We start from the raw sequence: 13,394 nt of genomic DNA, 5'->3' as shown, positions 1-13,394 counted from the left end.
CGGGACGCTACCTTACTCGCCGCCCCACTGCTTCTGCACCTTCGGCCGGTCCGAGGTGGCCTGCACGTCGATGGGGTCGTCCTGGTGGTGCAGGCCAGTCAGGACCGCCTCCGCGGACGCGTGCGTCGAGAAGTACGTGATGTCCTCCTCGACGGCGACTTCGAGCGCTTCGCGGTTCCGCGAGACGATCACGTCCACTTCACCGCGGCGGATCGCCTCGGGCAGGTCGTCGAACTCCTGTACGTCGTAGAACTCGGCGAACGCGTCGATCAGCGCCTGCCCCGCCTCGCTGTCGGGGTCGGGGAACTCCGCGGCCGAGAGATCGACGACCGCCGTTCCCTCGCTCGGGATGGCCTTGCCCGTCGCCGACTGCGCCTTCTCGTAGGCCTTGCCGAAGTGTTCGGCCGTGCCCATCACCTCGCCAGTAGACTTCATCTCCGGGCCGAGGCGCGGGTCGCTGCCGGGCAGGCGGTCGAACGGCAGGACAACCTCCTTGACACTCACTTTTTCCGGGATCTGCTCCCGGGCGTCGAGTTCGTCCAGCGAGTAGCCCGCCATCACCTTCGCCGCGAGTTTGGCGATGGGGACGCCCGTCGCCTTCGAGACGAAGGGCACCGTCCGCGACGAGCGCGGGTTGGCTTCGAGGACGTACACCGTGCCGTCCTTGACGGCGAGTTGGACGTTCAGGAGGCCGACGGTGTCGAGTTCGCGCGCGATTTCGACCGTCACCTCGCGCACGCGGTCCATCACCTCGGTCACCTCGTCGGCCTGCGGCGGGATCATACACGCCGAGTCGCCCGAGTGGACGCCGGCGCTCTCGACGTGTTCCATCACGCCGCCGATCAGCACGTCCTCGCCGTCGGCGACGGCGTCCACGTCCAGTTCGACCGCGTCCTCGAGGAAGTCGTCGATGAGGATCGGCTTGTCCGGCGAGACGCGAACCGCTTCCTCGATGTACTCCTTCAGATCCTCGTCGTTGTACACCACGTCCATCGCGCGCCCGCCGAGGACGTAGGAGGGGCGGACGAGGACGGGATAGCCGATGTCGTTCGCGAGTTCGAGCGCTTCGGCCTCGCTGGTCGCGGACCCGCCTTCCGGCTGGGCGATGCCGCGCTCGTCCATCAGGCGGTTGAACCGGTCGCGGTCCTCCGCGAGGTCCATGGCGTCGACGCTCGTGCCGAGGATCTCACAGTCGAGGTCGCGACGCTGTAGTTCGGCTTCGAGCGGGTGGCCGATGTTGACGGAGGTCTGCCCGCCGAACTGGACCATCACGCCGTCGGCGTCGGCGGCTTCGATCACGTCCGCCACCTCCTCGGCGGTGATGGGTTCGAAGAACAGGCCGTCGGAGGTGTCGTAGTCCGTCGACACCGTCTCGGGGTTGTTGTTGACCACGTGGGCATCGATGCCCTCGTCGCGGAGCGCCTGGATGGCGTGGACCGAACAGTAGTCGAACTCGACGCCCTGCCCGATGCGGATGGGGCCGCCGCCCACGACGACGACGCTCTCCACGTCGCGGTCCACCCGCAACTCGCCCGCCGCCGCGTCGCCCTCGAACGGGCCGGTGACGAACTCGGGCTTGCGCGAGGAGTAGTAGTACGGCGTCTGCGCGGCGAACTCGCCGGCGCAGGTGTCGACCTGCTTGTACGTGCGTCCGGGGACGGCCGTCTCGACGGTGCCTACGTCGGCGCCGGCGGTCGACGCGATTTCGGCGTTGGTGACGCCCTTGACGGCCGCCTCCGTGAAGCCGCCCTCGGCGGCGTTCGCCACCGCGGTGGAGACGCGTTTGAACCGCTCGACGTACCACTCCTTGATGCCGGTCAGGTCGACCACGTCGTCGACGGTGTAGCCGCGGTCGAACGCCTCGAACATGGCGTAGGGGCGGTCGGGCGTCGGCGTCGCCAGATACTCCGTCTCCAGCGTCTCGTCGTCCACGTCGACCCAATCCACGGCCGGGTCGTACTCCGTCGACCGGAGCGCCTTCAGGAGCGACTCCTCGAAGGTCCGGCCGATGGACATCGCCTCGCCCGTCGACTTCATCGCCGTGCCGAGCGTGAAGTCCACGTCGCTGAACTTGTCCTTCGGCCACCGGGGAATCTTCGTCACCACGTAGTCGATGGCGGGTTCGAAGGCGGCCGTCGTCTCGCCGGTGATCTCGTTTTCGATCTGGTGGAGGCGCTTGCCGAGGGCGACCTTCGCGGTGACGCGGGCGATGGGGTACCCCGTCGCCTTCGACGCCAGTGCGGAGGAACGCGAGACGCGCGGGTTCACCTCGACGACCCGGTACTCGCCGCCGGGGGTGCCGTCGTCGTGCCACGCGAACTGGATGTTACAGCCACCCTGAATGCCGAGTTCGCGGATGACTTCGAGTGCGGCGTCGCGCATCTCCTGGTGCCCGTCGTCGGGGATCACCTGCGACGGCGTGACGACCATCGACTCGCCCGTGTGGATGCCCATCGGGTCGAGGTTCTCCATGTTACAGATGATGATGGTCGAGTCGTCGGCGTCGCGCATCACCTCGTACTCCAGTTCGACCCAGCCCGCGATGGACTCGGTGATCAGCACCTCGTTGTTCCGCGAGAGGCGGAGCCCCTTGCGGACGCGCTCGATGAGTTCGTCCATCTCGGCGACGACGCCGGACCCCGATCCGCCGAGCGTGTAGGTCGTCCGGGCGATCACGGGGAGGCCACCGACCTCGTCGACCGCCGCCTCGACGCGTTCGCGGAGCGCCGACTCGTCGAGACCGCTCACTTCCTCGCCCTCGTCGAGCGAGATGGTGGTCGACCCGGGGACCGGTTGCCCGATCTTCTCCATCCGCTGGCGGAAGAGGTCGCGGTCCTCCGTCGCGTAGATGGTGTCGAGGGGCGTCCCCATGATCTTCACGTCGTGTTCTTCCAGCACACCTTCCTCGGCGAGTTCGGCGGTGACGTTCAGTCCCGTCTGGCCGCCGAGCCCCGCGATCACGCCGTCCGGCTGTTCCTGCCGGATGATCTCCGAGATGGCCTCGGTCGTGATGGGTTCGATGTACACCCGATCGGCCATGTCGGGGTCGGTCATGATGGTCGCGGGGTTCGAGTTGACGAGGACGACTCGGGCCCCTTCCTCCTGCAGGGCTCGGCAGGCCTGCGCGCCGGAGTAGTCGAACTCGGCGGCCTGTCCGATCTGAATCGGGCCGCTCCCGATCAACAGTATCGTCCGATCCTCGGAGTCGGTGGCGGTAGTGTCCGCCACGGTGGCCTCGTCGGTCATCGTCGAATCGGAGTCCGCACATCGTAATAAGCCCCACGAAACAGTACGAGATACGAAACGAAATTACGGATTTCGAAACGAGAGCCGGTAACAAGGGGTGTCGCGCTCGACGGCGTCTCCGGGGCTCAGTTGTTCAGCCGGTAGCGGTAGGGGCTGCCGTGGAGGACTTCTACGTCACCCTCCTCGGCCCAGCGACCGAGAATCGTCGCGACGCGGTGGGCGCTCTCGAACTCCTCCTGTTCCTCCAGGAGCGTCAGGATCTCACGTGCCGTGAGTGGCTCGTCGGCTTCGGAGAGCACGCCCCGGAGTTGCTCGTACTGCCGTGATCGGGGGTGCATACGTCTGACAACGGCCGGGAACGCCTTAGTGTTCAGTGAGACGACCGTCCGACGACTGTCAGACGGGGGCGTCGTCGGCCGTCAGACGCTGCTGTACACGTCGTCAGCGTCCAGATCCCGCTCTGCCCGGTACTGATCGACGAACGCCGACACGTCGAATTCGAGCATCTGCTGCTCGAACTCCTGGATCGCCGCGTCGTCGTCGGCGTGGCTGACGGCGTGTTCCATCAGTTCGATCACGAGTTCGACGACGACTTCGTGGAGGCGTCGGGAGTCGAAGCCCGCCACCCAGAGCAGAGCGTACCCCACATCGCCCTCGTCGCTCAGATCCGCGACGGCCACTTGCTCGGGGAACTCCTCCAGCACGACGCCGAGCAGGTGGGGGGTGTCGAACTCCGGCATCTCCTCGCTGCTCGTCTCGACCGTCTCCCGAAGGAGATCGACCAGGAACTCGGGGAGAAATCGCTCCGGCGGGTGGACGTCCATCACGACGGCGTGGACGTCGCCACAGGCACACTCGAACTCCCGCATCCCCAGATCGAGGTCGGTGGCGCGGACGGTCTCGCCGCACGGGAGATCGACCGTTCTCGCGTCGTCGCCGGGGATGCCCGGTTTCGTCATAGCTTCGCTTGCATCCTCGTCCGGTTAAACGTCGCGCTCTATCGTTCGGCCGTCACCCACAGCACCGGCCCGACCACCAGTAGGACGATGCCGAGGAACAGGTAATGCATCGGGGCGAGCGCCTGCGGCGTCATGATGAACACGAGGCCGAAGATCGTCACGTTGGCGGCGATGATCCGCCGGGATTTCAGTGGGAGCGTCCCGACCGTCGCGAGGATGAAAACCAGCAACAGGGCCTGCCCGACGTTGTAGTTGAGCAGGAAACTGTCGATGATCTGTAGCGGGAGCATTCGTACCCACAACTCGCCCGGAATCGGCCATTAAAGTTCCGTTTACCGACGGCGCTCTACTGCCGGGCGTAACTGTTTCGATTGACTGCCAGCCGACAGTAGTCTATCGACCGCTCGGGCCGGTGATGTCGAGCGGTCGAATCCAGCCGTACCACAGCAGAAACACCATCGTCCCGTAGCCCAGCACGAACACGGCCGACCCCAGCGCGTCGTACCCCTGTTCGGCGAGGAGGCCACGGGCGAGTCCCGAGCCTCCGATGCCGAGAACGAGGAGGAGGATGATCAGCGCCGTGTCCCGATTCAGATACCCGTCGAGGTCCATACGTGCCGATACGAACCCGCCGCTACTGAGGCTGACGATTGGCGGTGAAAGAATCGAGGGGTCGCGACGCGCTTACTGCGGTGCAGTCGCGCGAGCGATAGTGCTCGTGCTGCCGCCGTTGGGGTTGGTCCAGACGACACGGACCGTCTCGCCGCTGTTGACGTTCTCGTAGCTGATCTGGTCTCCCGAAGAGATGGCGTCGTCCCAGGTCGAGTCGCTGACGTATGCGAGGTCGTTCGCTCCGTCGCCCTGCACTTCGAGTGTCGAGTTGTCGAGCGTCTCGCCACCGTCGTGCGTGATATTCACGTAGTCACCGGACCCGCCGTCGAATCCGCCGTTATCGGTAAATTCGAAGCTGAAGCTGGCTTGCGGTGCGTTGTCGCTCACTTGGTCGCCCAGGCCGAGGACGAAGGTGCCGATCACGGCGGCGAGAATGACGGTAATGGCCACCATCAGAATCACGCCGATGACCGGGCTGACTGCGCGGTCTTCCGTCAGTAGGGTTTTCAGTTGCATGATTGCGTGGACACGCCGGGCCGGAGCCGGGGGGATCGGTTTCGCTGCTCCCGCACGGGCACGCGTCGACGTGTTAGTGCGGAAAATGCGCCCGCACGTGATAAATTTGCGTAGCAAATTATCACCAGCGATATCTAAGGGCCACCCATCTCCCAGTACAGTCGCTCCTGACGTGTGTTAGCTCGCGAAAAATGGTATGGCGATACCGCAGTCGGATTACTGCGGTGCAGTCGCGCGGGCGATGGTGTTCGTTTCTCCCCCAGCGGGATTCGTCCAGATCACACGGATCGTTTCGCCGGAGTCGATGCTCCCATAGACGGAGGAGTCACCGGCGGTGATCGTATCTCCGGTGAAATTGTTGGCGTCGTTGGGAGCGCCATTGTCACCGCTCACACCGATGTTACTGTTCTCCAGCGTTTCGCCGCCTTCGTGCGTGAGTGTCACGCTGCTGTTGTCCGCAACGTCGAAGTCGAAGCTGAAGCTAGCTTGCGGTGCACTCTCGCTCACCTGGTCGCCCAGTCCGAGGACGAACGTGCCGATCACGGCGGCGAGAATGACGGTGATGGCCACCATCAGAATCACGCCGATGACCGGGCTGACTGCGCGGTCCTCTGTCAGTAGTTCTTTCAGTTGCATGGTTTGTCGACACGCCGGGCCGGAGCCGGGGGGATCGGTTTCGCTGCTCCCGCACGGGCACGCGTCGGCGTGTTGACCCGACAGATGTGGCGATGAGTGATAAATCCGGGCGTTTGAATATCGTTAGTGATAATTAGAGCAACATTTGGGGCTCAGGGTGTCGTTGAATACGGTCTTCACGGCAGAAAGCTCGCCCATCGACCCGCCGCAGTCTGGCGATTAGTGGAAACAACCGGCAGCCGCGTCGCGCGGCCACCGATCCTCGTACGGGTTATCGTTCTCGGCCGCCGTCGGCGATGGCCGGTTCCGTTCCGTCTCAGTAACTCCGCTCTTTCGGCTCGTACGTCTGGTTCTCTCCGTCGAGGACGACCGGTTTGTACCAGAGTTCCGGGCGCCCGTCGTTCCACGACACCATCGTGTGCTTGAGCCACTCGTCGTCGCGGCGTTCCTGGTACTGCTTGCGCCAGTGAGCGCCCCGGAACTCCTCGCGTGCGAGCGCGCCCACGGTGATCATCTCCGCGATGTCCAGCAGGTTCCGTGTCTCGATGGTCTGGATCAGGTCCGTGTTGTACGTGCTCGACGGGTCGGCGACGTACACGTCGCGGTAACGCTGGCGCGCGGCGTGGATGTCGACCAGCGCCTCCTTCAACGCCTCCTCCTCGCGGAACACGTTGACGTTTTCCGTCATCGTGTGCTGGACCGCCGCCCGAATCTCCGCGTGCTGAGTGCCTTCGTCGCGTTCGAGCAGGCGGTTCACGCGTTCGCGCTCGCGTTCGAGCGCACGCTCGACGACGGCTTCGCCCGTCTCGGCGGTCGCGCCGCCGTCCGCGACGGCCTCGCTCGTCCACGGTTCGCCGAGTTCGACCGGCGTCTCCACGTCGCCGGGTTCGGCGTCGTCGGTCTTGCCGACCGGAATCTCCGGGTCCTCGGTCTCTCCGCCTGCGGCGTGGGTGCCGGCGCGCTTGCCGAACACCGTGAGTTCGGGGAGCGCGTTGCCGCCGAGGCGGTTCGCGCCGTGGACGCTCGCGCAGGCGCACTCGCCCACGGCGTACAGCCCGTCGACGCAGGTCTGGCCGTACTCGTTCGTCTCGATGCCACCCATCGCGTAGTGCTGGCCGGGCTTGACCGGCATCGGCTCTTCCAGTCCGTCGACACCCTCGAAGTCCGCCGCGAGGTGGAGGATGTTCTCCAACCGGTCGACGATACGCTCCTCGCCGAGGTGGCGCATGTCGAGGTGGACGTACTCGTCTTCGATCCCTCGACCCTCGTTGACCTCCGTCAACTCGGCGCGGGCCACCACGTCCCGCGACGCGAGTTCGCCGTCGTTTTTCGCGTAGCCGTGTTCGAACATGAACCGCTCACCCTCGTCGTTGTAGAGGATGCCGCCCTCGCCGCGGACGCCCTCCGAAATCAGGACGCCCGTCGAGGGGAGCGTCGTCGGGTGGAACTGGATCATCTCCATGTCCTCGGCCGGAACGCCCGCACGGTAGGCCATCGCCACGCCGTCGCCCGTGTTCGCCACCGCGTTGGTGGTGTGGTCGTACACCTGTCCCAGCCCGCCAGTGGCGAGGATGACGCCGTCGCGGGCTCGGAACGCCTCCACGTTCCCAGTCGCCGTCTCGTAGGCGACGACGCCGTGACAGGTCCGCTCGTCCGGGTCGTCCTCGTCGGTGACGGCGAGGTTCAGCACGTACCACTCGTCGAACACCTCGATACCTCGCTTGACGACCTGTTCGTACAGCGTGTGCAGGAGGTGATGGCCCGTCTCGGCGCCCGCGTACGTCGTCCGCGGGAACGAGAGGCCACCGAAGGGACGCTGGGAGACGGTGCCGTCGTCCTCGCGGGAGAACGCCATGCCCCAGTGTTCCAGTTGGATGGCTTCTTTCGGGCTCTCCTGTGTCAGCGCCTCCGCCGCCGGGGCGTCGGCTAGGTAGTCCGAGCCCTTCATCGTGTCGTAGGCGTGGAGTTCCCAGTCGTCGCCGTCGCGCAAGGCGGCGTTGATGCCGCCCTCGGCCGCGCCCGTGTGACTCCTGACGGGGTGGAGTTTCGTGACCATCGCCACGTCCGCCCCCGCTTCCTGTGCCGCGATGGCCGCGCGCAGGCCCGCCCCGCCCGCGCCGACCACGATAACGTCGTATTCGTACATGATTACCAGAACTTCAGGTTGCTCTTGACTGCCTCACGTTTCAGCTCCTGGATGTGCTCGGTCAGGGGGATGTCTTTCGGACAGACAGTCGTGCACGAAAACTGCGTCTGACACCGCCAGACGCCGTGTTCCTCCTCGACGATTTCCAGGCGCCGCTGTTTCATGTCCTCGCCTTCCCGCTCGTCCATCGCGAACCGGTAGGCCTTGTTGATCGCCGCCGGACCGAGATACTGGTTGTCGCCCGCCGCGATGTTGCAGGAGGACATACACGCGCCACACCAGATACACCGCGTCGACTTCTTGATCTTCTCGCGGTTCTCGCGGCTCTGGCGCTGTTCTTCTAACTCCCCGTCCGGCCGATCGGTCGTCTGGAAGTACGGCTCGACCGCCTCCATCTGGTCGTAGAAGTGTTCCATGTCGACGACCAGATCCTTCACCACCTCTTGGTGGGGGAGCGGTTCGATCCGTACCGGCTGGTCGAGGTCCGACAACTGCGTCTGACACCCGAGGCGCTGTCGGCCGTTGACGAAGAGGGCGTCCGAGCCACAGATCGCCTGCCGGCAGGAGTGCCGGAAGGTGAGGCTGGCGTCGAACTGGTCGCGTGCGTAGATGAGCGCGTCCAACACCGTCATCCCCGGCTCGTAGGGGACGTGGAAGTCGTCGAAGCGAGGCTCCTGCTTTCCTTCCACCTCCGGATCGTACCGGAACACCTTGAGGTGGTAGCGCTCCGCGTCGGCCGCGATCCGTTCCTCGGCCTCGACGCGTTCGCGTTCGCGCTCCTCGGCCCGCCGACGCTTCTCGTCGAGTCGGCGCTCCTGGGCTGTCTCGGTTTCCGCGCTGTCCGCCTCGCTCTCGGTCTCCGGTTGCTGTCGTTGCGTACTCATAGGATTGGGAGGAGGTCGATGCCGGCCCACGCGTTCGCGGTTCGGAAGCCCTGCACGAGCAAGAGGAGGCTCGCGGCGCCGAGAACCACCTTCACGACCTGTCGCTTCGTGCCCGTCAGGCCGGCGTTGATCAGGGCGTTGTAGACGCCGTTGACGCCGTGGAACGTCGCGGTCACGAGAAAGAGGATCATCAGCGAGTAGTAACTCCACGTCTCCATCCGGCCGGCACTCATCGCGAACGTCACCTCGTCGGCGTGGTGGACGAAGTGGAGGAGGAAGAAGTGGAAGGCGAGCACGACGATGAGGAAGGCGGCGGTGATGCGCTGCCAGAGCCACAGGCGCCCGCCAGCGGTAAAGGACGAGTAGCGCTCGGCCATCAGAGCGACACCCCCGCGAGGAAGGTGGGAATGCTCGCCACGACGATGACGCCCGTCAGGATCAGCGACGCGTAGAAGCTCTTGTCCTGACTGTCGAGACCGATCCCGAGGTCGACCAGCAGCAGCCGCGTCCCGTTCAGAATGTGGAACACCGCCACCGCCAGCAGCCCGACTTCGAGGATGCGGACCACCAGCAGGCTCTCCAGCGACCGGATCGTCTGCGTGTAGAGGTCCTGATTCGCCGCGACCGTCGCGGGGTCGGCGCTGGCCGACGTGAGCGCCGTACTCAGGACGGCGATGTGGGTGAACAGATAGCCGATCAGCACCCAGCCGGTGAACTTGTGGAAGATCCAGGCCCACATTCCAGCCGAGAACTCCCGCCACCGGCCGAAGTCCTCGATGAGGCCCCGATCATAGGACTGACTCATGCTCGTCCGGCAGTCGGGACCGGTGTCGTATAGAAGTTACGTACGCGCGAACGCGTTCGTGGCGCCGCTAGCCGTCGATTCCGTCGATCATCGACCTGCTTGTCGGCGGTCGACGATTCGCGCCGTCTCCGAACTCAATTCGGCGAGGTGACAGATCGGATTCCCCGGATACACCACCGGGTTCTCGAGCACCCCGATCAGGACGCCGGTGAAGGGAGCCTCGACCGGCGTCCCGGCTGCCTTGAACGGGTCCGTGATGGTACAGATGCGCTCGCCCTCGTGGACGAGGCTCCCGCGCTCGTGGTGCATGTCGACGATACCGCCCGCGTCGGCCCGAATCCACGTCTTCTCGGTCACGACCGTCCGCCAGCCGGGCCAGCGGACGCGCCCGTTCTGGATGCCGTACTCCGCGAACACGCTCCGGACGCCGTCGAGTGCGTCGTCGATCAGCGAGCGTTCGAACCGGTGGGCCTGCCCCATCTCGACCGTGATCGTCGGGACGCCCGCCCGGGTCGCCTCGCCCCGGAGCGTCCCGTCGCTCCCCGCGCTGTCGATGATGACGCTCGCCCCGAAAGCACGGGCCAGTCGCGACACCGCGTCGTCGCCCGTATCGGCCCGGACGTGGAGCATGTTCGTCCGCCCGCGCGTCGACGTGTGGAAATCGAGGCCGAGGTCACAGGGCGCGATGAAGTTCCGGAAGATAGCGTGGGCCATCCGCTTCGCGCTCGTCGAGGTCGGATCACCCGGGAACGAGCGGTTGAGGTCGCGGTCGTAGATGGGGAGGTAGCGTTGCTGGGTGAGAAAGCCCTGCACGTTCAACACGGGCAGACAGACGATAGTCCCCGCGAGGTCGTCGAGATCCCACTCGAACGCCACCTCGCGCACCACCTCGATGCCGTTGAGTTCGTCGCCGTGCGCGGCCGCCGACAGGAACACCGTCGGTCCCGGGCGCTCGCCGTTGATGATCGTCACCGGAATGCGAACCGGGTCGCCGAGATACGTCTCGCTGATGCCGTACCGGAGGTTCTGACGCTCGCCGGGGGCGACCTTCCCGCCGTTGTACGTGAAGGCCGCGTCCGAATCCATATCCGTCCCTCCGCGAGGCGGATACTTAAATGGTCGAACGTCGGTCCCCTCGACGGCGCTCTGACGCGCCTTCGTGGCTCCCTCCACGACGCGACAGCTTTTACCGCCGACCGGTCCACCACTTCACCGATGGTCACGGTTTCGTTCGACGCCGGGCGCTACGTCGAGTACTACCTCGGCAACGCACCCAGCCTCTCGACGCTTCTGGTCGCCAACGGCGCCGCGTTCCTCGTCGGCGTGAGCTTCTACGTCCACTCCGATCCCTCCTTCGCCGACCTCCCGACCTTCCTCTATCCCCTCTTCGGTGACTCCCCGACCGCGCTCGCGCTGGTGACGCTCTCGCTCGCGACGCTCCTCCCCCACCTCGGCAACCCCGTTCGCGACGCCCCGACGAACGTCCCGCTGGCCTACCTCCACACGTTCGCGTTCGTCTGGCTGATCAAGTACGGCCTCTGGACCGTCGTCGCCCTCAACCTCCACCCCGACCAGTACGTCGGCTTCGGCGGCGCCGCCCTCTGGGACTACTGGGGCATCATGCTCACGCACCTCCTCTTCGTCGTCGAAGCGTTCGCCATCCCCTACTACGGCCGGACGACCGACCGCGCGCTCAAGGCCGCGCTCGTCGCCCTCCTCGTCAACGACGTCTTCGACTACGGACTCGGCTACTACCCGCCACTCCGGTACGAGCCCGGTATCCCGCTGATCCTCGCGACGCTCGTCCTGTCGGTCGGCACCGTCTATATCGCCGACCGCGTCTTCGACCGCATGGACCGATTCGATCCGCTCGCACCAGCGGGCGGGGAGGACCGCTGAGATGACGACGACCACCGATCCCCACGCCGTCCTCCGGACCGATCCCGTGATGGCCGACCTGATCGAGACGCACGGCCGCCTGACGCTCCAGCCTGCCGAGGACGAGTTCCGCCGGCTCGTCGTCAGCATCGTCAACCAGCAACTGTCGACGGCGAGCGCCGACGCGATCCGCGAACGGCTCTTCGACCACCTCGACGCGGTGACGCCCGCGACGGTGCTCGCCGCCGACCGCGACGCCCTCCGCGACACCGGGCTCTCGGGCACCAAGGTCGACTACCTCCGCAACGCGGCCACGGCCTTCCGCGACCGCGACCTCACCCGCGAGGGGCTCACCGACTCCGACGACGAGGCCGTGATCGACGAACTCACGGCGATCACGGGGATCGGCCGGTGGACGGCCGAGATGTATCTGATCTTCGTCCTCGGCCGCGAGGACGTACTTCCACTGGGTGATCTCGCCATCCGGCGTGGGCTCGAATCGCTGTACGACTGTGACTCCCGCGACGAGATGCGCGCTGCCGCCGAGCCGTGGCGGCCGTACCGCTCCTACGGCACGCTATACGTCTGGGAACACTACGAGAGCTAGCGCCTGCCGCTCGCTACTCCCCGTACGCCCGATCCAGCGGATCTTCGAGTTCGCCCATCACGGCTTCCAGTGCGTCCGTCGCGGTCACGAGTCCGGTCACCTCGCCGTCTTCGAGCACCAGGGCGAGTTCCTGGTCCTGCGCCTGAAACTGGTCGAAGGCGTCGCTGACGTTCGTCTCCGCCGCGAGCGTCATCGGCGGCGCCGCGATGTCCTCGAACGTCCGCTCGCCGCGTTCCAGCGCCTCCAGATGCGTCAGCACCGACGGCGTGTAGACGATGCCACGCAAGTCCGCGAGATCGTCACCGACGAGCGGGAAGCGGGTGTGTGGTGTCGACCGCATCGCCGCCAGGTTCTCGTCGGTCGACGCCTCGACCGACAGCGAGACGATGTCGTCGGCGTCGGTCACGATCTCCGAGACGGCCATCTCGTCGACTGCGAGGGCGTTGAGCACTTCCTGCTGGCGCTCCTCGGGCACGTCCCCTTCGTCGAGCAGGGAGTCGAGGCGGTTCCGGAGGTCCGCTCGGGACTCGATCACCTGCTCCTCCGTTTCGAGCCACGCGCCCGTCATCTCGATGCCGAACAGTTTGAGCGTCCCTTTCGCGACGCTGTCGCCGACGCGCATGATCGGTGAGATGAGCCACGCGAACCAGTAGAGCGGCCGCGCGCCGTACTGACAGACGAACTTCGAGCGCTCGACGCCAAGATACGTCGGTGTCTGCTCGCCGTGCGTGAGGTGGACGAGGTTGATGATTGCGTACGCGATAAGCGCGCCCGCACCGACGCCGGCCAGCGCGCTCCCGGCGAAGTAGGGTTCGAACAGCGCCGCGAGCGCCGGTTCGGCGACGATACCCACCGCGATACTGGAGGCGGTGATGCCCACCTGACAGCTCGTGAGGTAGATTTCGAGATCCTGCGTCATCTCCCACGCCCGGCTGAGGGCGGGGGTGTCGAACTCCGATTCGGGGTACTGGCGGACCCGCGTGAGGGCGAACTCGATAGCGACGAAGAAGCCGTTCGCCAGAATGAGAAGCAGGCCGGCCACCAGTCGGAGGCCGAGTTCGAGCGGCGTCATCGCTCGCCTCTACCGGAACCAGAGGCAAAATCC

Annotated in this window: 15 protein-coding genes; 2 read left to right on the top strand and 13 right to left on the bottom strand. The window is 65.8% G+C overall.

Annotated features, from left to right (window positions below):
- Positions 1–12: 12 nt before the first annotated feature.
- The 12 genes from carB to DU502_RS14515 all read right to left on the bottom strand — a co-directional run bounded on the left by carB (position 13) and on the right by DU502_RS14515 (position 10,890).
- Positions 13–3,246 carry a carbamoyl-phosphate synthase large subunit gene (gene carB / locus DU502_RS14570; protein ID WP_121921481.1) on the bottom strand — a complete coding sequence of 1,078 codons (3,234 nt, stop codon included), beginning with the start codon at positions 3,244–3,246 and terminating at the stop codon, positions 13–15.
- A 125-nt stretch (positions 3,247–3,371) separates the two neighbouring features.
- Positions 3,372–3,584: a hypothetical protein gene (locus tag DU502_RS14565; RefSeq protein ID WP_121921480.1), complete on the bottom strand. Its 213-nt coding sequence runs from the start codon at positions 3,582–3,584 to the stop codon at positions 3,372–3,374.
- A gap of 81 nt (positions 3,585–3,665) precedes the next feature.
- Entirely contained in the window at positions 3,666–4,205 is a 540-nt protein-coding gene (locus DU502_RS14560) for a DUF5815 family protein (protein ID WP_121921479.1), read from the bottom strand.
- A gap of 38 nt (positions 4,206–4,243) precedes the next feature.
- Complete coding sequence (locus DU502_RS14555) at positions 4,244–4,495, bottom strand: hypothetical protein (protein ID WP_121921478.1); 252 nt, start codon at positions 4,493–4,495, stop codon at positions 4,244–4,246.
- Between the two features lie 103 nt (positions 4,496–4,598).
- Positions 4,599–4,817, bottom strand: a complete 219-nt coding sequence (locus DU502_RS14550; protein ID WP_121921477.1) for a hypothetical protein — start codon at positions 4,815–4,817, stop codon at positions 4,599–4,601.
- A gap of 72 nt (positions 4,818–4,889) precedes the next feature.
- Positions 4,890–5,333 (bottom strand): type IV pilin, encoded by a 444-nt coding sequence (locus DU502_RS14545; protein ID WP_121921476.1) that lies wholly within the window; start codon positions 5,331–5,333, stop codon positions 4,890–4,892.
- Positions 5,334–5,549: 216 nt separating this feature from the next.
- The gene (locus tag DU502_RS14540; RefSeq protein WP_121921475.1) at positions 5,550–5,969 is read right to left on the bottom strand and encodes a type IV pilin; all 420 of its coding nucleotides are present in this window, start codon (positions 5,967–5,969) and stop codon (positions 5,550–5,552) included.
- A 316-nt stretch (positions 5,970–6,285) separates the two neighbouring features.
- On the bottom strand, positions 6,286–8,115 hold the full coding sequence (locus DU502_RS14535; protein ID WP_121921474.1) for an FAD-binding protein: 1,830 nt from the start codon (positions 8,113–8,115) through the stop codon (positions 6,286–6,288).
- 2 nt (positions 8,116–8,117) lie between these two features.
- Positions 8,118–8,999 (bottom strand): succinate dehydrogenase/fumarate reductase iron-sulfur subunit, encoded by an 882-nt coding sequence (locus DU502_RS14530; RefSeq protein WP_121921473.1) that lies wholly within the window; start codon positions 8,997–8,999, stop codon positions 8,118–8,120.
- Positions 8,996–9,376: a succinate dehydrogenase gene (locus DU502_RS14525; RefSeq protein WP_121921472.1), complete on the bottom strand. Its 381-nt coding sequence runs from the start codon at positions 9,374–9,376 to the stop codon at positions 8,996–8,998. Before DU502_RS14525 ends, DU502_RS14530 begins: the two co-directional genes overlap by 4 nt.
- A complete protein-coding gene (gene sdhC, locus DU502_RS14520; protein WP_121921471.1) occupies positions 9,376–9,804 on the bottom strand; it encodes a succinate dehydrogenase, cytochrome b556 subunit in 429 nt (142 codons plus the stop codon). Before sdhC ends, DU502_RS14525 begins: the two co-directional genes overlap by 1 nt.
- A gap of 87 nt (positions 9,805–9,891) precedes the next feature.
- Positions 9,892–10,890, bottom strand: a complete 999-nt coding sequence (locus DU502_RS14515; protein WP_121921470.1) for a succinylglutamate desuccinylase/aspartoacylase family protein — start codon at positions 10,888–10,890, stop codon at positions 9,892–9,894.
- A 129-nt stretch (positions 10,891–11,019) separates the two neighbouring features.
- Between DU502_RS14515 and DU502_RS14510 the strand changes: the two genes are divergently transcribed.
- On the top strand, positions 11,020–11,703 hold the full coding sequence (locus tag DU502_RS14510; RefSeq protein WP_121921469.1) for a DUF1405 domain-containing protein: 684 nt from the start codon (positions 11,020–11,022) through the stop codon (positions 11,701–11,703).
- Position 11,704: 1 nt separating this feature from the next.
- Complete coding sequence (locus DU502_RS14505) at positions 11,705–12,289, top strand: DNA-3-methyladenine glycosylase family protein (RefSeq protein ID WP_121921468.1); 585 nt, start codon at positions 11,705–11,707, stop codon at positions 12,287–12,289.
- Between the two features lie 13 nt (positions 12,290–12,302).
- On the opposite strand, the gene DU502_RS14500 is transcribed toward DU502_RS14505, so the two are convergent.
- Entirely contained in the window at positions 12,303–13,361 is a 1,059-nt protein-coding gene (locus DU502_RS14500; protein ID WP_121921467.1) for a CNNM domain-containing protein, read from the bottom strand.
- Positions 13,362–13,394 lie beyond the last annotated feature (33 nt).

The organism is Haloplanus aerogenes (genome assembly GCF_003856835.1).
Taxonomy (GTDB): domain Archaea; phylum Halobacteriota; class Halobacteria; order Halobacteriales; family Haloferacaceae; genus Haloplanus; species Haloplanus aerogenes.
Note: the sequence above shows the minus strand (reverse complement) of the source record. Positions and strands in the feature narration are given on the sequence as shown.

Excerpts from the sequence above, each read along its gene's own strand:
- DU502_RS14505 (WP_121921468.1), top strand. The coding sequence starts at position 11,705 with ATGACGACGACCACCGATCCCCACGCCGTCCTCCGGACCGATCCCGTG.
- DU502_RS14510 (WP_121921469.1), top strand. The coding sequence starts at position 11,020 with ATGGTCACGGTTTCGTTCGACGCCGGGCGCTACGTCGAGTACTACCTC.
- DU502_RS14550 (WP_121921477.1), bottom strand. The coding sequence starts at position 4,817 with ATGGACCTCGACGGGTATCTGAATCGGGACACGGCGCTGATCATCCTC.
- DU502_RS14560 (WP_121921479.1), bottom strand. The coding sequence starts at position 4,205 with ATGACGAAACCGGGCATCCCCGGCGACGACGCGAGAACGGTCGATCTC.
- DU502_RS14500 (WP_121921467.1), bottom strand. The coding sequence starts at position 13,361 with ATGACGCCGCTCGAACTCGGCCTCCGACTGGTGGCCGGCCTGCTTCTC.
- DU502_RS14535 (WP_121921474.1), bottom strand. The coding sequence starts at position 8,115 with ATGTACGAATACGACGTTATCGTGGTCGGCGCGGGCGGGGCGGGCCTG.
- DU502_RS14525 (WP_121921472.1), bottom strand. The coding sequence starts at position 9,376 with ATGGCCGAGCGCTACTCGTCCTTTACCGCTGGCGGGCGCCTGTGGCTC.
- sdhC (WP_121921471.1), bottom strand. The coding sequence starts at position 9,804 with ATGAGTCAGTCCTATGATCGGGGCCTCATCGAGGACTTCGGCCGGTGG.
- carB (WP_121921481.1), bottom strand. The coding sequence starts at position 3,246 with ATGACCGACGAGGCCACCGTGGCGGACACTACCGCCACCGACTCCGAG.
- DU502_RS14530 (WP_121921473.1), bottom strand. The coding sequence starts at position 8,999 with ATGAGTACGCAACGACAGCAACCGGAGACCGAGAGCGAGGCGGACAGC.
- DU502_RS14540 (WP_121921475.1), bottom strand. The coding sequence starts at position 5,969 with ATGCAACTGAAAGAACTACTGACAGAGGACCGCGCAGTCAGCCCGGTC.
- DU502_RS14565 (WP_121921480.1), bottom strand. The coding sequence starts at position 3,584 with ATGCACCCCCGATCACGGCAGTACGAGCAACTCCGGGGCGTGCTCTCC.
- DU502_RS14555 (WP_121921478.1), bottom strand. The coding sequence starts at position 4,495 with ATGCTCCCGCTACAGATCATCGACAGTTTCCTGCTCAACTACAACGTC.
- DU502_RS14515 (WP_121921470.1), bottom strand. The coding sequence starts at position 10,890 with ATGGATTCGGACGCGGCCTTCACGTACAACGGCGGGAAGGTCGCCCCC.
- DU502_RS14545 (WP_121921476.1), bottom strand. The coding sequence starts at position 5,333 with ATGCAACTGAAAACCCTACTGACGGAAGACCGCGCAGTCAGCCCGGTC.